The 21,926-nt window shown below is 46.3% G+C and carries 21 protein-coding genes; all 21 read right to left on the minus strand.

Annotation, left to right across the window (positions count from 1 at the left end; all coding sequences use genetic code 11):
* Positions 1-221: 221 nt before the first annotated feature.
* A complete protein-coding gene (locus ACVC7T_RS08735) occupies positions 222-776 on the minus strand; it encodes a GNAT family N-acetyltransferase (protein WP_105111656.1) in 555 nt (184 codons plus the stop codon).
* Positions 773-1,330 (minus strand): anaerobic ribonucleoside-triphosphate reductase activating protein, encoded by a 558-nt coding sequence (nrdG, locus tag ACVC7T_RS08740; protein WP_105160509.1) that lies wholly within the window; start codon positions 1,328-1,330, stop codon positions 773-775. Before nrdG ends, ACVC7T_RS08735 begins: the two co-directional genes overlap by 4 nt.
* A gap of 1 nt (position 1,331) precedes the next feature.
* Positions 1,332-1,829, minus strand: coding sequence for a GNAT family N-acetyltransferase (locus tag ACVC7T_RS08745; protein ID WP_105160537.1), 498 nt, complete (start codon positions 1,827-1,829; stop codon positions 1,332-1,334).
* Positions 1,798-2,763 carry a Gfo/Idh/MocA family protein gene (locus ACVC7T_RS08750; RefSeq protein ID WP_447262809.1) on the minus strand — a complete coding sequence of 322 codons (966 nt, stop codon included), beginning with the start codon at positions 2,761-2,763 and terminating at the stop codon, positions 1,798-1,800. Before ACVC7T_RS08750 ends, ACVC7T_RS08745 begins: the two co-directional genes overlap by 32 nt.
* 12 nt (positions 2,764-2,775) lie before the next feature.
* Positions 2,776-4,119: a bifunctional metallophosphatase/5'-nucleotidase gene (locus tag ACVC7T_RS08755; RefSeq protein ID WP_447262810.1), complete on the minus strand. Its 1,344-nt coding sequence runs from the start codon at positions 4,117-4,119 to the stop codon at positions 2,776-2,778.
* The gene (locus tag ACVC7T_RS08760) at positions 4,112-4,261 is read right to left on the minus strand and encodes a hypothetical protein (RefSeq protein ID WP_193438444.1); all 150 of its coding nucleotides are present in this window, start codon (positions 4,259-4,261) and stop codon (positions 4,112-4,114) included. The genes ACVC7T_RS08755 and ACVC7T_RS08760 overlap by 8 nt, the downstream gene beginning before the upstream one ends.
* 104 nt (positions 4,262-4,365) lie before the next feature.
* Entirely contained in the window at positions 4,366-6,537 is a 2,172-nt protein-coding gene (gene nrdD / locus ACVC7T_RS08765; RefSeq protein WP_105122087.1) for an anaerobic ribonucleoside-triphosphate reductase, read from the minus strand.
* A gap of 136 nt (positions 6,538-6,673) precedes the next feature.
* The gene (locus ACVC7T_RS08770) at positions 6,674-8,224 is read right to left on the minus strand and encodes a quinol oxidase (protein ID WP_447262811.1); all 1,551 of its coding nucleotides are present in this window, start codon (positions 8,222-8,224) and stop codon (positions 6,674-6,676) included.
* A 52-nt stretch (positions 8,225-8,276) separates the two neighbouring features.
* The gene (locus tag ACVC7T_RS08775) at positions 8,277-8,501 is read right to left on the minus strand and encodes a hypothetical protein (RefSeq protein ID WP_172095300.1); all 225 of its coding nucleotides are present in this window, start codon (positions 8,499-8,501) and stop codon (positions 8,277-8,279) included.
* A gap of 35 nt (positions 8,502-8,536) precedes the next feature.
* Complete coding sequence (locus ACVC7T_RS08780) at positions 8,537-9,772, minus strand: bifunctional folylpolyglutamate synthase/dihydrofolate synthase (protein ID WP_447262812.1); 1,236 nt, start codon at positions 9,770-9,772, stop codon at positions 8,537-8,539.
* 264 nt (positions 9,773-10,036) lie between these two features.
* Positions 10,037-10,945, minus strand: coding sequence for a helix-turn-helix domain-containing protein (locus ACVC7T_RS08785; protein WP_394733925.1), 909 nt, complete (start codon positions 10,943-10,945; stop codon positions 10,037-10,039).
* A gap of 119 nt (positions 10,946-11,064) precedes the next feature.
* Positions 11,065-11,673 carry an HAD-IA family hydrolase gene (locus ACVC7T_RS08790; RefSeq protein ID WP_105160518.1) on the minus strand — a complete coding sequence of 203 codons (609 nt, stop codon included), beginning with the start codon at positions 11,671-11,673 and terminating at the stop codon, positions 11,065-11,067.
* 1 nt (position 11,674) lies between these two features.
* The gene (locus ACVC7T_RS08795) at positions 11,675-12,421 is read right to left on the minus strand and encodes a GNAT family N-acetyltransferase (protein ID WP_105160519.1); all 747 of its coding nucleotides are present in this window, start codon (positions 12,419-12,421) and stop codon (positions 11,675-11,677) included.
* The gene (gene ruvB, locus ACVC7T_RS08800) at positions 12,421-13,422 is read right to left on the minus strand and encodes a Holliday junction branch migration DNA helicase RuvB (RefSeq protein WP_105160520.1); all 1,002 of its coding nucleotides are present in this window, start codon (positions 13,420-13,422) and stop codon (positions 12,421-12,423) included. The genes ACVC7T_RS08795 and ruvB overlap by 1 nt, the downstream gene beginning before the upstream one ends.
* 194 nt (positions 13,423-13,616) lie before the next feature.
* Positions 13,617-14,885 carry a MerR family transcriptional regulator gene (locus tag ACVC7T_RS08805; protein ID WP_447262813.1) on the minus strand — a complete coding sequence of 423 codons (1,269 nt, stop codon included), beginning with the start codon at positions 14,883-14,885 and terminating at the stop codon, positions 13,617-13,619.
* A 277-nt stretch (positions 14,886-15,162) separates the two neighbouring features.
* A complete protein-coding gene (gene purB / locus ACVC7T_RS08810) occupies positions 15,163-16,455 on the minus strand; it encodes an adenylosuccinate lyase (RefSeq protein WP_105111644.1) in 1,293 nt (430 codons plus the stop codon).
* A gap of 34 nt (positions 16,456-16,489) precedes the next feature.
* Positions 16,490-17,413 carry a DUF4268 domain-containing protein gene (locus ACVC7T_RS08815; RefSeq protein WP_172073831.1) on the minus strand — a complete coding sequence of 308 codons (924 nt, stop codon included), beginning with the start codon at positions 17,411-17,413 and terminating at the stop codon, positions 16,490-16,492.
* A complete protein-coding gene (gene purK, locus ACVC7T_RS08820) occupies positions 17,400-18,485 on the minus strand; it encodes a 5-(carboxyamino)imidazole ribonucleotide synthase (RefSeq protein ID WP_447262814.1) in 1,086 nt (361 codons plus the stop codon). Before purK ends, ACVC7T_RS08815 begins: the two co-directional genes overlap by 14 nt.
* Positions 18,472-18,960: a 5-(carboxyamino)imidazole ribonucleotide mutase gene (gene purE, locus ACVC7T_RS08825; protein ID WP_447262815.1), complete on the minus strand. Its 489-nt coding sequence runs from the start codon at positions 18,958-18,960 to the stop codon at positions 18,472-18,474. Before purE ends, purK begins: the two co-directional genes overlap by 14 nt.
* A gap of 25 nt (positions 18,961-18,985) precedes the next feature.
* Positions 18,986-20,248: a phosphoribosylamine--glycine ligase gene (gene purD, locus ACVC7T_RS08830; RefSeq protein WP_447262816.1), complete on the minus strand. Its 1,263-nt coding sequence runs from the start codon at positions 20,246-20,248 to the stop codon at positions 18,986-18,988.
* A 125-nt stretch (positions 20,249-20,373) separates the two neighbouring features.
* Positions 20,374-21,921: a bifunctional phosphoribosylaminoimidazolecarboxamide formyltransferase/IMP cyclohydrolase gene (gene purH, locus ACVC7T_RS08835; RefSeq protein WP_105160526.1), complete on the minus strand. Its 1,548-nt coding sequence runs from the start codon at positions 21,919-21,921 to the stop codon at positions 20,374-20,376.
* Positions 21,922-21,926: the final 5 nt, after the last annotated feature.

Here is a 21,926-nt window from a genome sequence, read left to right on the forward strand (position 1 = left end):
ATATGAACCCTTTCTAATGAGTTGTTTAGTCGCTTTTCATTATAGGTCATATGGGACTTTTTTTCTACACTCAAAAAGGCTCCATAATCTCTACAGTGGATTTACCCACTACAGAAATTATAGAGCCCTTGGAAACAAGGCTTTTTGTGTTTGAAAAAATCCTATTTCTTCTTTTGTTCAAAAAAAAATCACTCCAAAAGGAATGATGTTCCCACTCATCTTTACCAAGCTCGTCCCTTAAGGTCAATATCTCCTTCTGGAAAATCTTTTTTGCCCTTCTTAGCCGATGCAATCATAATGGTAGCCGAAATCTGCTGTTGCTCCTTGCCTGTCAGCCGGTCAACATGAGTCTCCACACGAGTGATTCGAGAAAACCCACAAGCCTCATAGTAAGGAACCACTTCTTCTCGGCAGCCCAAATAAGAAAAATCAACTACTAAAGTTTGCGTATTTTCCTCTAACAAGCGGGTCATCATATCTCTCCCCAATCCTTTCCCACGAAATTCTGGCGCTATTAAAACTCCTCCGATTCCCGCAATAAGACACTCTTCAGCTCCTACAGAAATAGTACGAACCTGACTGCCCATATGACCCACCAAGTCCTCGCCTAGATAGGCTAACAAATGATAGTCTTGCGACGCGTAGCCATAGGGCTGCTTCAAATTCCACTCTCCGTAGTCATCTCTATATTCTCTATCAAACAACTCTTTGATAGATTGAGCCTGCTTAGCAATCAAATCTTCTGTTGACGAAAATAGAAAATTCAGTTTTGTCATTTCTCCAACCTCTCCCAAATAACCACCTGTCCTTGTTTGAGGGACTGCTGCACATCAATAATGCGTTGGTTGGAAGAGCCTCTAAATTGCAACATGAGGTTGCGTTTGCTTTTGTCATAGCGACCATCTACGAGAATGTCCAACTGGCTGAGCAGTTCTAGCTTGTCTGGCGTTTCCAGCATCAATTCTTCCCATGTGTAGCCTGTCCAGGACCAAATATCCTTGTCTGGCAATTCATCCCGCACCCGCTTGACGAGTGGGAGGACGGTGCCTGTATTGAGAAAGGGCTCCCCACCCAAGAGGGTCAGCCCCTGCACATAGGGCTGGGCTAGGTCTGCTAAAATGCGGTCTTCCAGCTCCTTGGTGTAGGGAATGCCGGCCTTAAAGGACCAGGTGGCGACGTTGTAACAACCGGGACAGTGAAAAAGGCAGCCGCTGACATAGAGGGAACACCGCACGCCTTCGCCGTCCACAAAATTAAAGGCCTTGTAGTCCATAATCCGGCCCTGACTCAGCTCTTCGGATTTCCATTCTTGGGGTTTGGGATTGTTCATATCAGCACTCTTCTATATAGTATCTCTCCGTGCCATGACGGACGTCTTCGAGGCTACCTCCGCAGGCTAGGATAGTTCGCTTGCTGGCTGTATTGGTCTCATCACAGGTCACAAGGACCTTAGGGATGTTTTTGGAAAATGCTTCCTGCACACCAAGGCGCAACTGCTCCTTGGCATAGCCCTTCTGCCGCTGGCTAGGGCGGATAGAATAGCCAATGTGTCCACCAATGTTGAGCAGATAATCACTGAGACGCAGGCGTAGACTGAGAAAACCGACTGCTTGCCCAGCATCATCAAAGGAGACATACTGGATAGAAGGGACAAAGCCCTCTGGCAAATTCAGTCCCATTTCCCAGTCCTGACCTTGCTGCAACCAGCTTTCAAAGTCAAAATTCGCAAAGAGATTGCCTCCGTCTGTTGCGGACTCTTCTCGCTCAAATTCAGCAATCATATCCAAAATCGTTTCTTTATCTACTAAGGTTGGTCGTCTTAAAGTCAATTTCGTTTGGGATGGTGACATGTAATTCTCCTATTCCTTTATCTGCGTATACAATTTGGTGACAGATCCAGTGGCTGAGCAGGCTCGAGCTTGGGCTGACTGGATTTTTCTTGCTTTCTAGGGCTTGGAAAAACTCTTCGACAATGCTTTCAAAGCCGCGTTTGTAAAGAGTTGTTTCCCAAGAACCAAAACCTTCTATGATTTCTTGGTTGGCGGTAAAGGTGCGCAATTCTTCTAAGTTTTTAACCTGATGGGTCGCTTGCGGTGTCTGGACTTCCATGATTTCCCGACGGCTGCCCGACTGGAGATTCATGGATACGGCCACAGAAGTTTGAGCGGTTTGAAGGGTCACATTTACCTGACTGAGTTTATTATTTTCCAGATAGTAGGCATAGGAACCTGACAGAGGCTGGTCATCCAGCAAGTAAAGGGCCGTATCCAGCGGGTGGATAAATAGGTCAAAGAGCTTGAATTGCAGGTCGCCCAAGCCATTGACTTCATTTTTCTCAACGACAATTCTCCGCTTGTTGGGCTTGGTTTTCAATTCTTGAACCTTGGGAGCAAAGCGACGATTGAAACCAGCCATGAGTAGGACTCCCTTGGACTGCGCTAATTTGTAAAGCTCTGCCGACTGGTAAAAATCCTCGGCCAGTGGCTTGTCCATGTAGACAGGAATGCCACGCTCCAAAAACAGCTCTGCCATTTCCACATGGGCCTGTGTCGCCACATGAATCATGACACCGTCCAAGTCTGCATCGGCCAAATCTTGTGCTGTCGCATAGGTCTGACTGCGGGGCAAACTGGCCGCAATGCTTGACAGAACTTCTTGATTGCGGGTGAACAAATGCCAGTCAATGCCTGACAAACTCCGCAGATAGGTCAGGTAGGCCTTTTGAAAAATACCTCCTAAACCGACGAGACCGATTTTTAGCATGGACATGTCCTCTTACTTTCCAAATCTTTTCCTTAAAAATTCACTCAAAATATCCACATCCAAGCCCAAATCTCGTATAATGATCGCCTTGTGGAAATCATCATAGTTATCCTTACCAGACCAGACAAAGGAGTTGGTCACAATCTGGTAGCTGGTATCCGGCTCAATCGCTCTGCCATTGACCAAAAAATCATCGCCTTGGCGAGAAATGCCATGAAGCTGTGGATAGAGACCGGTCGAGAGGCTGGACATCAAATCTTGACCCTTGATACTGACCAGGAGCACGCGCTTGGAGAAGGGCAAAACCTTGACCACATCGCTATAGTAAATCGGGCCTGCGTTGAGCGACATCCGAATACCAAAACCATTGATGACCGCTCCGTCCGGCTGATAACCGAGAGCAACCGCCTGCTCAAAAAGGGCCTGCGTAATCAGAGGTGCCAGCGTAGACTGTCCCTGACGGATGTTCTCCCGCTCACCATCCAAGGTTTGAGGCAGGTTCGCAATAGAATGGGCAAAGCGAGCATTGCGCTCCGCCTGCATCCGCTCGATAAATTCCCGAATGGTCGGTTCTTCTGTTGCCAGCTGCTCAATCTCCACCAAGTCATAGGACAGCACCTCATGACTGCCGTCCTCGTAGCAACGGAGCAGAAGATTGCCCAGAAAACGCCCATACTGGCCCGCTTGGAAAATACTGACGCTACCGACCTGACTGGGTTCTTTCAAAATCGTATGGGTGTGACCACCGAAAATGACATTGATTTCCGGAAACTCCGCCGCCAGCTGAACATCTTGATCATAGCCCAAATGACTGAGCAAGACAATGTGCGCCTGCTTATCCATCTCAGACAAGGTCCGCTTGAGCGCCTGTCTGTGGTCCTCAAAGACCACATTGTCCGTCGGTGAAGCCACTTCCTCGGTCTCCAAGGTCGTTAAACCCAAGACATAGAGCGGTCGACCCGCCATATCAAAGACCAACTTGTCTTTCAAGGGCACCAATTCGTCTGCATCGGCTGGATTGCGGTAGGAAATATTGGTGGAGACAATTGGAAAAGCCGCAAAGTCATCCAAGCGACTGAGCAACTCGTCTCCGTGGTCAAATTCGTGATTGCCCAAGGTCATGGCCTGACAACCAATGGCATTCATGAGCTGGATTTCCTTTACCCCACGGTACATATTGAAGAAAATATTCCCCGAAAACAGATCTCCGCTGTCAAAGACAAAAGTCGGAATGTTTTTCGCCCGGTTTGCCTCCTTAATCTCAGCAATCAGCGCTGCCTTCTTGGGAAAATTCTCTATATAAGAGTGCATATCATTGCTGTGGAGAATGGTAATATCGCGATAGTTCTTAGACATTACGTTTCTTCTGCGCCTTTTGTAAAAATTGTTGACGAAGGGTGGCTAGCTTGTCTTGCTTGCTGTCTCCCACCTTTGCATTCTTCTCATGATAACGCTGCACCAAGGCCTTACCCTTATCATCTAGTTGGTATTTTCCCATTGTTTTTTCTCCTTTTTTGAACATAGCAGAGCTATTAGATTTTCCCTCTATTATAACAAACTTCCGTAGTTCCTCAAAACCACGGAAGCCCTCATGTCCATTCTTTATAAACTCGACCCGTTCATGTGTTTGACGCGGGCGGAGATTTCTTTGTGTCGACCATTGACCATGGGACGGGCTTGAGGGTTGCCCAGATAACCACAGGTCCGTTTGACAACATCTACTAGTTTTGGATCGCTATTGCCACAGCTTGGACACTTGAACCCACGCTCAGTCGGCTCGAAGTCGCCTTCAAAACCGCAGGCATAACAATGGTCAATCGGCGTATTGGTCCCCAAATAACCGACACGGTCATAGGCATAGTCCCACACCGCCTCGAGAGCCTTGGGATTTTGCTGTAGAACAGGGTATTCGCAATAATGGATGAAGCCACCACTAGCACCCGCCTCCGGATAAACCTTTTCAAAATCCAGCTTTTCAAACGGCGTTGGATTTTTCCGCACGTCATAATGGAAGGAATTTGTATAGTATTCCTTATCCGTAATGTCCTTGACCAACCCGAATTTCTCCGTATCCAAACGGCAGAAACGGTCTGTCAAACTTTCTGATGGGGTTGAGTAAACCGAAAAATGGTAGCCGTATTCGTCAGACCAGTCGCCAGCCAACTCCTTCATCCGCTTGATAATAGAAACCGTGAAGTCCTTGGCTTCAGGATTTCCTTCCCAGGCACCGCCGTAAAACACAGTCGCCACTTCGTAGAGACCGATATAGCCTAGAGAAACAGTCGCGCGACGGTTCTTAAAGACCTGATCAACAGCGTCCGTCTTGGCCAAACGTTTCCCAAAAGCTCCGTACTGATAGAGAATAGGCGCATTTGCCGGCGTCGCTTCCTTGACCCGCTCGACACGATAGACCAAGGCATCCTTGGCAATGGCCATGCGTTCTGCAAAAATTTCCCAGAATTTTTCTTGACTACCCCCACTTTCAAGGGCAATCCGTGGTAGATTGACGGTCACCACACCCAAATTCATCCGACCGGAATTGATTTCAAGGCCATTTTCATCCTTCCAACCTTGCAAGAAAGAACGGCAACCCATAGGAACCTTGAAAGAACCCGTTAACTCAATAATCTTGTCATAGGACAGCATATCTGGATACATGCGCTTGGTTGCACATTCAATCGCCAGTTGCTTAATATCATAATTGGGCGAATCGGGCTCCAAATTTAGCCCGCGTTTGACAGTGAAAATCAATTTTGGAAAGATGGCTGTCCGTCCTTCGCGCCCCAAACCCTTGATACGGATGTTGAGAATCGCCTTCTGGATTTCCCGCTCAAACCAAGAAGTTCCTAAACCGAAACCAAGCGAAGTAAAGGGCGTTTGACCATTGGACGTAAAAAGCGTGTTAATTTCGTATTCCAAAGACTGCATAGCGTCATAAATATCCTTCTGGGTCTTGGCACGCGCATATTCTTCAGCCTTGTCTGGCAGCACCCATTCCTCCGCATCCTTCAAATGCTTTTGATAATTGAGCTCAGCATAAGGCGCCAACACCTCGTCAATACGGTCCGCCGAGCAGCCACCGTACTGGCTGGAAGCCACATTGGCAATAATTTGCGAAATCTGCGCCGTCGCTGTCTGGATGGACTTAGGACTTTCCACATCGGCATTTCCAATCTTAAACCCTTGTGCTAACATACCTTTGAAATCAATCAAGCAGCAGTTGGTCATGGGCGTGTAAGGACTATAATCCAAATCGTGGTAATGAATGTCCCCCTTCTGGTGAGCGTTGGCAACGTGGGCTGGCAGGAGCTTGAGCCCGATAGATTTGCCAACAATCCCAGCCGTCAAATCACGTTGCGTATTAAAGACATCCGCATCCTTATTGGCGTTTTCATTGACGACAGACTGATCTTTGCTGAGCAATTTGTGGATTTCAAAGTTGATGTCCGTCGCTTGATGCCGGCGAAAATCGCGTTGCGTCCGGTACTGAATATAACGCTCTGCCAAGTCATAGAGGTGGGACTTGAGCAATTCCTGTTCGACAACCGTCTGGATTTCATAAATTTGCACATCCTTGGTAAAACGACGGGCAATTTCCTGCAGGACCCCTGCCAAAACGACTGACAGACCCGCATCTGACACAGGATGGTCCAATTCTTGATTAGCCCGCTGCAAGGCAGAATAAATCTTTTCTTGTTCAAAAGCGACCGTTCGACCGTCACGCTTTAAGACCGCTAATTCTAATTCGGGTAAGATTGTTTCTTGCACTTTCATCTGGCTATCCTCCATTTTTCTCACTGCTTATAGTCTAGCACTTTGAATGACGAAAATCAATATCTAGTATGTATTTTCAAAAATTTTCATTTTTTACACAAGATATAGATAAAAGCAACTACTTTCATAGTCGCTTTCATTCTTTTTCTTGATATAGTTTGAAGTGATTGAAGCTGAGTTGGACAGGGACATAATTGTCTTCTAGGGTCGCTGAGACCTGTTCCAAGAGCGGAATCTCCGTGTTGACCAAGATATACTTGGCTCTCCCTTGATTCAAATCATAGATTAAATTGTTTCGGTTGTCTTCCGTGTTAAGATAGGGTTGAGCTGTAATCAGATTAGCAGACGAGAACCGCTGACTTTCTAGATAGGCTTGTGCACTATTATCCCAGGCATAAATCGGATCATCACTGGTCGTGTTATCCCGGATATAGCGGGCTATTTCCTGCCTCTCCACACGGACCGGTTCTTCAAACAGATAGGCGTAGGTTGGTTGGAAAAACAGGGCTAGAAGCATCAAAATAGGCAGATAATAACTAGCTTTTAGATAGCTATAATCCTCATTCTCCTCCTCATCCAGCATCTCAAACTCTTCATCAGTTTCTGGACCATGCAAAGATGCTGCAGCTAGCACAAAACCATACGGAATCAAGGCCGTCAATTGGCTCCATTCAAAATTTGGATTCCCAATCAGGAAAACCATTTGAACAAGAAAAGCCAGTAACATTATCAGCTTAATTTCTGTCTGTTGCCCCTTGCTAATAGATAATAGGGTTATCAAAATATGATTTAAAAATCCTGAAATCAGCAGGAACCCAAAAACCACAGCCAGGGTCATCAAAATGCCTTCATAGGTAAATTGTAGGCTAATATTGTAGAGAAAAGTCTGTTGAATTGCCATTCCCAGAATCTGCTCGATGAAGGTGTAATAGCCTACAGTGTAGACAACGAGAAGAAAACCAAATACAGCTGCTAAAAACTGATAAACACCTCTCGCCAACCTCTTGTTTCGACTATTGTACACAAATAAAACCAGGGGCGATACCAGCCATAAAATCAGACTTTTAGGGTAAATCATGAATACAATCGCCGCATCAATCCCGTAGAGAATGAAACCTTCGTCACTGACTGCATCATTTATATAGCGAATCAAAAACCAGATACTGGTCAGCACAAAAGGTAGAGCAAAGATACTGGCATAGAGTCCACCCAAGTCCACCACCAGCAAGAAACAATAGAACCAAAAATTGATATGGTGGGCAACCCGCTGTGAACGACCAAAATATGCACTAATCTTATTGAGATAAATCCCTGCTATCAAGAGGGCGATGAACTGAAAAATCATCAAGCCAATGGTCGTATTGAACAGGGAACCAACAGCCAAGATTAGGTAATAGAGGACACCATTGGTTCCAAAAAAATACTCATAAGGCTTATGACCAGCCTGCATTGCCATGCCTGCATAGAGTGCCTGTGACTGCAAATTGGTCGCAAAGGAACTCAAAAGAGGATTGGCAACATTCAATACACTCAGAAATAAACTCCACAGTAGGGTCGGCCAAATAGGCACATCCGGCACATTCCGTACAAATTCATGGTAGGCTTGCTTTCTCCGTTGAGAACGATGCCTGCGGCCACCCCACAAACTTTTATCTCCCAAATCTACACTTGACTCTACTTCTGTCATAACTCACTCCTTGGATTTACTTTACTCATTATATCAAAAAGCTCGAGGCATGTCATTGACTTTCGGAAGTTGTTTGGTCATTTCCGACCCTGTACCTTTCTCCGTCCAGCTCTTGTACTTGGACCATAGCCTCCAAGGGATAGCGGATGGCCCTATAGCTAATCTGGCTCCCATTCTGATTGGAAAACAGACTGGCATAGCGTTCAATCTGACGAAATGTATGGCGTTGGGCACGCTTGTACTCTATCAAAAATTCCTCATTATTTTTCTGTCTCATACCTATTTATTCGCAAAAAGCGGTCCAAAAACTGCTTAGTTCAGATATTTTTTTCGGACTTCCGAGATGAAATAGAGGGAACCTGTGACAATCAGGATGCCCTGGTCTTGTTCCTGAAATTCCTGTATAAAGCCTTCATAATCAGCTACGTAGGTCAGCCCCTGACTCTGCTCCTCTTCCAAGGCTCCGTCGTAGGCAAAGCTGGTCAAGACAAGCTGGATGCCTGGCAATATTTCCTCTAATAAATCCAGCATTTCCTGAAAATCCTTGCGCTGCAGGGCTGAAAATAAGAGGGTCACAGGCTGGTCCTGCATCTCAATGAACTCAATCAAGCGTTCCATGGCAGGAACGTTATGGGCACCGTCTAGGTATATCTTGGGGTTTTCGGCTATCAATTCCAAACGTCCTGCCCAGCTGGTTTGGGCTAGAGCCTGTCTGACCAAATCCGCAGAAACAGTTTGCCCGATTTGCTCCATGTAAAGCAAGAAACTCTGCAGGGCCAGGGCCGCATTTTCTTGCTGGTGCTGACCTGGGAGACCCAAGACTAATTCTGACAGCTGAAAACTTGGACTATTGAAAGTAGCTACTTTAGAGGTAAATTCTTGACCCAGCTGGTAGATTGGAGCTTTTTTTTCAGCAGCAATTTGGCGAATTTGCTGGCTGACGTCGGCAGAAAACGGTCCCAGAACGACAGGCATCTCTGGCTTGATAATTCCTGCTTTCTGCTCTGCTATTTCTCCCAAAGTCGCGCCTAATAAATCCTGGTGATCCAGACCTATGGAGGTGATGATACTGAGGGCCGGGGAGACTACATTGGTCGTGTCCAGAAGGCCGCCGATGCCAACTTCGATAAGTGCCAGGTCAGGCTGCTGCTCGCGAAAATAGAGGAACATGATTAGAACCATGACCTCGAAATAGCGGAAGGGTTCATAGACCGTAGCAACCTCCTGCTCCAACTCATAGACCTGCTGGAGAAGGCGCTGAAAATCCTGGTCTGAAATCGGTATCTGATCAACGCAAATCCTGTCGTGTACCGTGACCATGTGAGGGGAGACAAAACTGCCGACCCGCAGTCCGTGAGCCTGAAAGAGCTGGCGCATAAAGGCAATCGTTGAGCCCTTGCCATTGGTCCCCGCCACATGAATGACCGGCAAATCCAAGTGAGGCTTGCCCAACAAATCCAGGGCATAGGTAATTTTCTCTAACTTGTAATGAAATAGCTGACCCTGCTTGCTATTGAGCCAGGTGTCTAATTTGTGAAAAGTTTGCATATATTAAGTATAGCAAAAAACCAACAATTGCGTTGGTTTTTGACGGATATGATATTAGCCTTTCCACCACCAATCCCAGCCAGCTCCGAACGTTGTAAATGCCTTAATAAAATTCATAATCTTTAGTCTCCTTTATTTTGATGAGACTATTATAGAATTTTATTGGGTCAGTAAACAGGACAAAAATGTCACTTGTTTTTTATAGTTCTCTCATCCCAACCTGCTCCTCTTCTGCAGGTTGTCATAATGCTCTTCATAAGCATCTTACACTTTTCCAGTGGAATCCCCCTTCCATGATTCTTCTAGTTTAGCCACCAAATGATCATCACCTATTAATTTCGCAAACATAACGGCCTCTTCGTACAGTTTTTGTGCCTCTTCACGGTCACTGTTGGTATATAGTACGTACTTCCACTTTAATAGATTCAGAATCGGTTTCTTTTGGAAATCGTGCGTCTGGACCATTATCTGGTCTAGAGTATCAAAAATAGGCGGAATATAGTCATAGCACTCCTTAGTCCCAAGGATACCAATAGAAGCTAGCATCACATCACGCAAAATAAATAGCTCATTTGAATCTATAGCTTCCACCTGTACCGGAAAATGCTGGATAATATCTAAAAAATGTTGAAATCTTGGCGAGGTCCTGTCCTCATCCTGTAAATGCTCCAAATATAGCCGCAAAATCAATAAATCATTGACAGTAAATTTATCTTTACGATGGACCTGCTCGAAATAATCATCTAAGATAGCTTTCCCAAAATGGACAGACTTTGTTTCATATATGTCAACAAAAGACTGAAAAGCATCAATTGCTATCTGCTCTTCCTCTGGCAGGTCATCGTAATAGTCGTCATAAATTTCTTCCATCAGACGATTGCGTTTTTCTATCAAGTCCGTATTTTCATAGGTCGGTGTGCGGAGAACCTCAAACTTTAATTTCGAGTATCTATCTGGGAGCTTAACATAGTCTGGCATCAATTCATACAAGGTCATTCCCAAACGTGTGGCAATGTACTGGATTTTAGACAACGTGGGTTTTGAGCTGCCAGTCTCAATCCGAATCAATTGCCGGACTGAAAGTTCAACCTCATCACCACAAAACTGTTCGCGCGTCAAATTAATCTGCTCTCTCAGCTGGCGAATACGTTGCCCAAATTCCTTATCGTTCATATAATTCCCCTTTATTTATACTAAAATATGGTTAATTATACCAAATTTTTCAAGAAAAAAACAAACTTTCTTTTGTAAACTACGGTAGAAAGTTTATTTTTTATGTGAAATTTCTAAATTCATACTGACGGAACAATCTGCAATAAACTCTCGATTTTTATATTCCCTTCCACCCCGTCAATCTGCAAGTTTATACTGCCAATCCCTGCAGCCAGAGCGGTTTCCACGTCTAGCAGGCGGTCGCCAACATAGTAGGTGGTCGATTTATCTAAGTCATATTTTTCAATCAAATACAGCAAAGCCTCCGGGGCCGGCTTTCTGGCAAAACCCGAGTCACTGGTCAGAATTTCCGTAAAATAATGGTCGACGCCCAAATCCTCCAAAACCTGAAAAGCATTGTCACTCTTGTGGGTGTAAATAAAGTTTTGAATGCCCTCCTGCACGGTCCATTCCAGCACCTCACGCGCGCCCTCCATCAACTGGATAGCCGTGTTCTTCTCACGGAGAGAGTTGGCTCGGGCTTGATTGAGCTGCACCAAGTCCTTGCCATATTTCTGAGCATCTCGCACCAGCAAATCCTTTACAGAATAGCGAAGGATAAACTTTCTTACTTCTTCACGGTCAAAAGGAAGTTTGTATTGTTCATAGGTTTCTTGAATCCCTGCCAAAATCGCTTCATAGGAATCCAACAGCGTTCCGTCCAAATCCCAAATAAATGTCGGTTTCATCTTATCTCCATTCGTAAGCCTGATAGGGTCTGTCCAGTTGGTAGCCAAGCTTTTCAGCCAGTTTCAAGGATGTCAAGGTGTGGGCATCCCAGCTTGGATAGAGTCCGCGGTCTAAACAAGCTAAAATTAACTGAGCCGCACAGGCTTTTGCCAAACCCAGACCTCGATAATCTTCCCTAGTATCCACTTCTATCTCAATCCCAGCTGAATAGCTGGCATAGGATGAAGCCCCTGAGACCACCTGTCCCTTATGCAAGATGACATAGCCCAAACCCAAGTCCAAAAATTGTTCCACATCTATATAATTTCCCACCAAATCCCGTGACCATTCCTCTACCAGACAAGCCTCGTACAGATTACGGTCAATCAGTTTCATATCAAAGCTTTCAGGCAAGTCATCAACCATTTCCTGTAAAGCACCCCGATCAAATACCGTATTTTTCTTTGTTGCATAACGAGTAAATGAATAAACACTATCTGGGTAGGTTTCTTCTATTAAATCAGACCAAGCCTGAGTTTGTGGAACCATGACCACATCTTTTCCCTCGCAGATTTTTAGCAAGTCTCGATGTGGCTGGCCAGCTAAAAAACCAAAGAAGCTCTGCCGTCCATAGAGAGCTAGGGCTGACTGGGGCAACTGGCTGTCATCAACATAAATGTCTCCCATAGCACCTTCTAAACAGGTCCAGATAATCGTCTCAGGCCAGTCTCTAAATAAACGAGCTATTTGTCTCATCTGCTCTGCCATTATTTTTCCGTATAGGGATAACCCAAGTGCTCGTAAGCCTTGGCTGTCGCAACCCGACCGGTCCGTGTCCGCATCAGAAAGCCCTGCTGGATGAGATAAGGTTCATACATATCCTCGACCGTCTCACGTTCCTCGGCGATGTTGACTGACAGGGTATTGAGCCCGACAGGTCCACCACCGTACATCTCAATCATGGTCCGTAAAATCTTCTGGTCCACATAGTCCAGCCCCTCTCGGTCCACGTCCAGCATGGTCAGGGCCTTATCCGTGATAGCATCGTCAATCAGACCGTCGCCCATAATCTGGGCAAAATCCCGCACCCGCTTGAGCAGGCGATTGGCGATACGGGGCGTTCCTCGAGATCGACGAGCCAGCTCAATAGCCGCCTCGTGAGTAATCTCCATCTCAAAGATGTCCGCCGTCCGCTCAACAATCTCCGTCAAATCAGCCAGCTCGTAATACTCCATGTGACCGGTAATCCCGAAACGAGCCCGTAGAGGATTTGACAGCATGCCCGCCCGAGTCGTCGCCCCAATCAGGGTAAAAGGCGGCAACTCCAAATGCACGGAGCGACTGGCCTCCCCAGCTCCAATCATGATGTCGATGTAGAAGTCTTCCATGGCTGAGTAAAGAATCTCCTCGACCGCCATGGGCATCCGGTGGATTTCATCGATAAAGAGAACGTCGCCTGGCTCTAGGTCGTTGAGAAGGGCCACCAAGTCACCTGCTTTTTCAATAACAGGACCACTGGTCTGCTTGATATTAACGCCCAGTTCATTGGCAATCACAAAAGCCATAGTGGTCTTACCCAAACCTGGAGGGCCAAACAGAAGGGTATGGTCCAAGGCTTCATCACGGAGCTTGGCTGCCTCGATAAAGATTTTCAGCTGGTCCTTAACCTTGTCCTGACCGATGTATTCATTTAATTTCTGCGGACGCAGAGTGCGTTCTACGTACTCCTCATCCTGCATTTGTTCCATGTCTAAAATTCGATTTGTCATGAAACCATTATAGCATAAAAAGAAAATACCAGACTCAGTGAGTCCAGTATTTCCAGGAGATTATATGATACCTAGCTCTTGTCGCTTGCGACTTAGAGCTAGGGACACCTTTAGGTGAAAAGTATTTCTGCTATTTTTAGCTTGGATAAAGTATAACTCGTCAAACTTAAGGGAAACTAAAACAGGATTTACGCTTATTTCTTTTCAATAATCCGCAAAAATCGCTCTAGATAGTGCGAATCTAACTCATTATACTGACTTCCCTCTGTCGAACTTTCTTTGGTAATTTTCAGATTCATCAACTGCCCATCAAACTCCTCTAGTTCGATGTAGGTATCGTCAGGTACCAAGTTCTGATTAACAGCTGGTTGCATAAACACAATTTCCTTTCCGTCAAGCTGAATGCGATAGCTAAACTGCCCCTGCTTTTCAGCTTCATCCAAGGTAAAAACCTTTGCTCCAAATCCTGTCCAGATAGACTTGACATCGCTGTAAAGATATGACTTGGACGGAGCCAGCAGATTGATGTCGATAATCTGGTCTTTGGTCACTGCTGTTGCGGTAGAAATCAGCAGAGCGGTCAATAGGATGCAACCGCCTGCCAGACCCAAGCCATATTTCCAAGATACTTTCACCAGCCTCGCCAGTTTTCCCAAAAGAAAAACGAGAAAAGCCATGATAAAAAATATAGCAACCTTGCCCAGACCAGTCGAATACTCATAGAAGAGCCAATCGCTTGGTAGGAAAAATCTTTCGGTCAACCAGCCGACAAGGAAAAAGTAGGCAATCCCACCTACAAGGGAGATGAGACCAACCGGAATCCACCAGGCCTGACTACGATTCTTCTGGCGGATCTTGTCCCGATGTTTCCACCAGGTTACAAGGTAGTCTCGCCAGAGAAGCGTTATCCAAGCGGTTGCTAGCAAGGAAACCACTGCTAGTAGGAAAAGATTTTCCTGACGACCTTGTTGGATTCGGGTAAACAGCCAGAGGATGGGGCCTGATGCCATCAAAGTCTGCAAGAGAGTCATCCAAATACTTGGCAACAAGGCATTTTCTAAATCTTGTTTGAAGTCTTGAAATTCCCCACTTTCCACAAAGGCAATGGATACCTGTGCTTTTTCCAACCAATCCTCTTTCTTGCCCAAATCCCTGACCACCTGGTCCAACAAATCAACCTTGTCTGTCAATTCTTCTGCTCGCTGATTGATTCCCCGCTTTTTCTCACGCAAGGCTGACTGCAAGTCCTCCTCTGGCAAGGCTAGGAGGGCCGTAATCTCTGCTAGGGAAAACTCAAAATAGCGGAGCAACTTGATCAAGCGAAGCTGTCGCACATTTTCCTCCGAATAATCACGGTAATCGTTGAGCGGGTTTCTCGCCACTTCAATCAAGCCCTTTTCTTCATACAGCCGAATCGCCTTGGTTGACAAGCCTGTCAACTTCTCCACATCTTTGACCTGCATAAACAACCTCCATCTGTTTTGATAGTCCTAGCATACACCATTCCCCTAGGGATGAGTCAAGGATTTTTTGATTTTTTATACAAAAACAGTCAGCTAATTCTTGCCGACTGTTTTCTGGAGATTATATGATACCTAGCTCTTGTCGCTTGCGACTTAGAGCTAGGGACACCTTTAGGTGAAAAGAAATTTCGCTATTTCTAGCTTGAATAGAGTATAACTCGTCAAACTTAAGGAAAACTAAAAAATTCTCTGGAAAATCCAAAGAATTTTGATTTTTTTATAATCCAAGTCGTTCAAAGATGTCATCTACCCGCTTAGCATAGTAGTCTGGGTTGAAGAGTTCATCAATTTCTTCCTGGCTGAGTTTGGCTGTCACACGCTCATCCGCTTCGAGAAGGGGCTTGAAGTCCACTTGATTATCCCATGACTGTGCGGTTTTTGGCTGCACCAAGTCATAGGCTTCCTCACGGGTCATACCTTTTTCAATCAAGCTGAGCATGACACGCTGGCTGTAAATCAAGCCAAAGGTTGACTCCATATTGCGTTTCATATTTTCAGGGAAGACCGTCAAGTTCTTGACGATATTTCCAAAACGATTGAGCATATAGTTGATAAGAATAGTCGTGTCAGGTGTAATGATACGCTCCGCTGACGAGTGGGAAATATCGCGTTCGTGCCAGAGAGCCACATTCTCAAAAGCCGTCACCAAGTGACCACGCACCACACGAGCCAGACCGGTCATATTTTCAGAGCCGATAGGGTTGCGTTTATGGGGCATAGCAGAGCTGCCTTTTTGGCCTTTGGCGAAATACTCTTCGACTTCACGTTGCTCAGATTTTTGTAGCCCACGAATTTCTGTCGCCATACGCTCGATGGACGTTGCAATCAAGGCTAAAGCTGAGAAATATTCTGCGTGGAGGTCACGAGGAAGGACCTGAGTCGAAATTTCCTGCGGACGAATGCCCAATTTACCACAAACATACTCTTCCACAAATGGAGGAATGTTAGCAAAGTTTCCAACTGCACCTGAAATTTTACCAGCCTCAACGCCCTTAGCTGCCACATCAAAACGCTCCATATTGCGTTTCATTTCGCTATACCAAGTCGCCAGTTTCAGACCAAAGGTCGTTGGCTCCGCATGGACACCGTGGGTCCGCCCCATCATGATGGTGTACTTGTGCTCACGAGCCTTGTCAGCGATGATATTGGTAAAGTTTTCAAGGTCACGACGGATGATGTCGTTGGCCTGCTTGTAGAGGTAGCCGTAAGCCGTATCGACCACATCGGTCGAGGTCAGACCATAGTGGACCCACTTGCGCTCCTCGCCAAGACTTTCCGAAACCGCACGCGTGAAAGCCACCACATCGTGACGGGTCTCCTCTTCAATCTCTAAAATGCGGTCGATGTCAAAAGTCGCCTTCTCACGAATCAAGGCCACATCTTCCTTCGGGATCTCACCCAACTCAGCCCAGGCCTCATCAGCGAGGATTTCCACCTCCAACCAGGCCTTGTACTTGTTCTCTTCACTCCAAATAGCCGCCATCTCTGGGCGTGTGTAACGTTCAATCATGTTGTGTTTCCTTTTTCCCTATCTATTTATTTTTTTAGATATACTTTTTAACTACATCTCTCAAAATGATAACTTTGTTAATTACTTCGTCAATTAAATCGTTGTAATTGTCATGGTTCTCAAAATCCAGACCTTTTATATAGTATATAATCCTGGAAACCTTTCTATTATCTAACCTCTTCCATTCCATTTCAAATCCAAGTTCTTCGTGGATTTCATCAGCATGTGATGATAGCTTATCAAATAATTCCTTATTATTGTTTATATAGATTTCAATCCCTACACTTTTTGATTTATTGACTAGGGTAATAGAAATATGAGCCTCACTTGTTCCAATAGCAACATCATACCAGTGGTCTGTAGTAGCTTTTCTAATGTTGAACGGTTTATTTTTAGTTGCCACAACATTATTAAATTGAGTCCAAAAATACAAACGTTCCGCCTGTGCTTTACTTAAATCACCACCGTGATTATTTCCTTTAGCTAGTTTTGTAAAATCATTCGGCTTCTCGACAAGAACAAATTTAGGAGCAGGCATTGAACTACCTATTTGATAAGCATGGATTTCAATTAGGAAAAAAGATATATTTTTCGTTGTATTATTGTTAAGCCACTCGATAGCACTCCTATGCTCTTCTCTAGCTTTTTTTACAATCCAAATGACAACCTCAGCATCTAAACCCGATGCGTAGGTTATGATTTTACCAAGATGATCATGATCCGTTAATTCTAATTGGTTTTCTATAATCACTTTTATTCCCGTTGTTTCATCAATAGCCACTATATCGCATCTATATGAGCCAACGAAAACTTCCTTGTCAATCTCGGTAAGAGTCAATCCTATCTCATCACTCAACAATTCAATATTTTCTGTCCTAGACAGCCACTCCGAAAAATCATACTGTTCATGTTTCCAGATTTCTCTAACATCTACTTCCTTTAGCCTATCTAATTTCATCTTGTCTAAATCCCACCTCAACATCATCCGTCAACACCGTCACGTGTCCCATTTTGCGATTGTGTTTCACTCCTAGTTTACCATAAAAGTGGGGATGGGCGGTAGGATTTTCTTGAAGAAAGGTTTGGACTGCTTCCATATCTTGTCCGAGAACGTTGATCATAACGGCTGGAGAAAGCAGGCGGATTGGGGGTAGAGGCTGACCGAGAATGCCTCGAATATGGGTGTCAAACTGTGAAAAATCACAGGCTTCAATCGAATAATGTCCTGAATTGTGCGGGCGAGGGGCGATTTCATTGACCAGAATATCCTGTCCTGCCACAAACATTTCAACACAGAGGGTGCCTGCCAAATGGAGCTTGTCTGCGATTTGCAGGGCCATAGTTTTGGCTTTTTCAGCAAGTTCATCTGAAATACGGGCAGGCACGATAGTTTTGTAAAGAATATTATTGCGGTGGATATTTTCCTGCACAGGAAAGACGGTGTAGTCGGAGCCATTGCCAGACACAAGGACGGAGATTTCCAGGTCGAAATTCACAAACTCTTCCAAAACACACTCGGCAGTATTTGCTAGCTGACTAGCCTCTACCAAGTCCGCCTCTTCTCGAATAACCTTCTGACCATGTCCGTCATAGCCCCCAGTAGCTGTCTTTAAGACGTAGTTTTTGCTGAGGTCCAGACCTTCTAGGTCTAGGCTAGATGTAACGACTTTGTAGGGGGCGACTTGCACGCCAGCTTTTTTTGCCAAAAAATCTTTCTCAAAAATGCGGTTCTGGGAAATGCGGAGCAAGTCTGTCCCCTGAGGGAGCTGACCGTCCTTGATGACCGCGTCCAGTCCGTCAGCATCGACATTTTCAAACTCATAGGTCAGGACATCGCACCGCTCCGCCAACTGTTTGAGGGCCGCCACATCGTGATAGGGAGCGACGATGACCTCGCTGACCTTGGAGGCTGGGCAGTCCGCCGCAGGATCTAGCGTGATAACCTTGTGGCCCATGTAAATAGCGGAAATAGCCATCATCTGCCCCAGCTGACCGCCACCGATAATTCCGATTGTCTTAGATGAGGTCATCTGTCATCGCCTCCGCAATTTTTTCTTGTTCCTTAGCAAAATCTGCCAGCTGAGTTGCAATGGTTTGGTCTTCAATGGAGAGAATGCGAAGAGCTGTCAGAGCTGCGTTGGTGGCACCTGCTTCGCCGATCGCCATAGTCGCAACAGGCACACCGCCTGGCATCTGCACGATAGAATAGAGGGAATCCACACCGCTGAGGGCACGGGATTGGACAGGGACACCGATAACAGGCAGGGTGGTCTTGGCTGCTACCATACCTGGCAAATGAGCCGCACCACCCGCTCCTGCGATAATGACCTTGATGCCACGCTCACGTGCTTCTTCGGCGTGACGGAACATGAGGTCTGGGGTGCGGTGGGCAGACACTACTTTCTTTTCATAGGCTACGCCAAATTTATCCAGCACATCGGCTGCTTTTTTCATGGTTTTCCAGTCGGAACTAGAGCCCATGATGATGGAAATTGGAATGTTCATACTTGTACTTCCTTTTCTTTATCCCTTATTTTACTGCCTTACTTCCAATATCTGTCCGATAAAAGAGGCCTGTTGTATCTTGTTTCTTCAGCTCCGAGTAAATTTTTTCCTGGGCTTCTTGGACGGTGTCTGCTGTGGTGACTAGCATATAAACCCGACCGCCGTTTGATAGCAGTGCTCTGCTATTTTCCGCAAAACGAGCCCCTGCATAGTAGGTCGTGAGGTCGCCCTCGGTCTTTGCTGGCAACTCTACGCCTTTCTCATGGTCCAGAGGATAGCCGTTTGAAGCCACGACCACACCCAGCGTCACGCCACTATCCAGCCAGGTCAGCTGGGTCGGACGTTTGTGGAGGATGTCGTCGATGTTCTGAGCAAAGTCAGAGGTCAGACGAGGAAGGATAATCTGGGTTTCTGGGTCGCCAAAACGGGCGTTGAACTCGATGACCTTGGGACCTTGGTCGGTCAGAATCAAGCCAGCATAGAGCACGCCCAGATAAGACCGCCCTTCCGCAATCATGCCGTCCAGAATGGGCTTGACAATGGTGTCAACCGCTGTGTCCACCACGCTTTGAGGCAGGTGAGGCACAGGAGCGTAAGCCCCCATACCGCCCGTGTTGGGACCTTGGTCGCCGTCAAAGGCACGCTTGTGGTCCTGGGCTGTCGGCAGAATGTAGAACTGGTCACCGTTGACCAGAGCAAAGAGGGAAAACTCCTCGCCCGCCAAGAACTCCTCGATGACCACGCGGGCACCTGAGTCGCCAAACTTGTTGTCCAAGAGCATCTCCCGTGCCGCTTCGACCGCCTGCTCGACGGTTTCCGCCACGACTACACCCTTGCCTAGTGCCAAGCCATCCGCCTTGACCACGATGGGTGCGCCCTGCTCTTCGATGTAGGCTTTGGCTTCTTCGAAGTTGGAAAATGTGCCAAAGGCTGCTGTTGGAATGCCGTATTTGACCATAATTTGTTTGGCAAAGTCTTTTGACCACTCCAGCTCCGCGGCTAGACGACTCGGGCCAAAAGCTTTTAGTCCCGCCTGTTCAAAATCATCAACGATACCTGCTGCCAGAGCATCGTCTGGACCAACAAAAGTCCAAGCAATATCATTTTTCTTTGCAAAGTTGATGAGAGCGGAATGTTCGGAAATACCGATATTCACTAATTCAATCCCATCTAAAGTCATTCCATCATTTCCAGGAGCAACAAAGACCTGTTCTACCTGTTCAGATGCCAACAACTTCTTTGCAATCGCGTGTTCACGACCACCAGACCCAACAACCAAAAGTTTCATTTTCACACCTCAAAAACGGATTTTCTATAAACAGTATAGCAAAAACAGACGGATTTTTATAGAAAAAGCAGGGTAACGTTCGGGAATGGAAAAAGCTCACACGAGGTGAGCAATATCCAAAATTCTCAATGTCTAAAATGTCTTACACCCGTAAAGACCATGGTCAAGCCGTACTTATTGGCCATGTCAATGGAGTCTTGGTCGCGGACAGAGCCACCTGGCTGGATGATAGCCTTGATGCCTGCGGCTGCGATTTCTTCCACGTTATCAGCAAATGGGAAGAAGGCGTCCGACGCCAAAACGGCTCCTTCCAAACGGTCCTTGGCTTGCTCGATAGCGATACGGACGGACGCTACACGGTTGGTTTGCCCCGGTCCCACGCCCAAGGTCATCTTGTCATTGCTGATGATGATGCCGTTGGACTTGACATACTTGGAGGACTTCCAGGCAAATTCCATAGCCGCCCACTCTTGCTCGGACGGTTGACGCTCGGTCACCACCTGCCAGTCCGCTGGGCTTTCCACCACCACATCCTGATCCTGCACCAAGAGCCCGCCGACAACGCCTGTGAACTCTTTTTCAACTTCGCTCGCATCCTGTGCGTCAAAGGCCAACTCCAAAATCCGAAGATTTTTCTTTTTATTGGTCAAAATAGCTAACGCTTCTGCCGAGTAGCTCGGTGCGATGATGATTTCTAAGAAAATCGGGTGCATCTTTTCAGCCGTCGCAGCATCCACTTCTCTGTTCAGCACGACAATGCCCCCAAAAATCGATACTGGGTCAGCCTCATAGGCATAATCCCAAGCCTGCTCAATAGTCTCTGCCTGACCGATACCACAAGGGTTCATGTGTTTGAGAGCCACAACAGTTGGACGGTCCTTAAAATCACGGATAATCCGAATGGCCGCATCCGCATCACGAATGTTGTTGAAAGACAGCTCCTTACCATTTAACTGCTTAGCAGCTGCGATAGAATAGTCTGTTGGCAGGGCATTTTGGTAGAAATCCGCATTTTGCTGAGGATTTTCTCCGTAACGCATAGGCTGATTGAGGTCATAAGTAATGGTTAATTTTTCAGGCTTATCTTCGCCTACTTGCTTGGTAAAATAATCTGCTATTAGGGCATCATAGGCTGCGGTTTGTCGGAATACCTTGGCAGCCAATCGCTGACGCGTTGGGTAGGTCGTCTGACCCTGCTCTGCTATTTCCCCTAAAACCGTCGGATAATCTGCCGGATCCACTACAACGGTCACGCTGGCGTGGTTTTTAGCTGCTGAACGGAGCATGGACGGTCCACCGATGTCGATGTTCTCCACCGCCAAATCATAGGTCACATCTGGGCGCAAGATAGTCTCTTTGAAAGGATAAAGGTTGACCACTACCAAGTCAATCAGGCCAATTTCATGGTCCTTGGCTGCTTGCAGGTGGCTGTCCAAATCCCGACGAGCCAGCAAACCACCATGGATTTTGGGATGAAGCGTCTTAACACGGCCATCCATCATCTCAGGAAAACCGGTCACATCATCAATTGCAATAGTCGTTACGCCTGCCTGATCCAAGGCAACCTTGGTGCCTCCTGTCGAGATAATCTCCCAACCAAGCTTAGTCAATTCTTGGGCAAACTCCACAATGCCCGCCTTATCGGATACGCTAATTAACGCACGTTTTGTCATGATTT

The organism is Streptococcus sp. P25B114, from assembly GCF_053010325.1.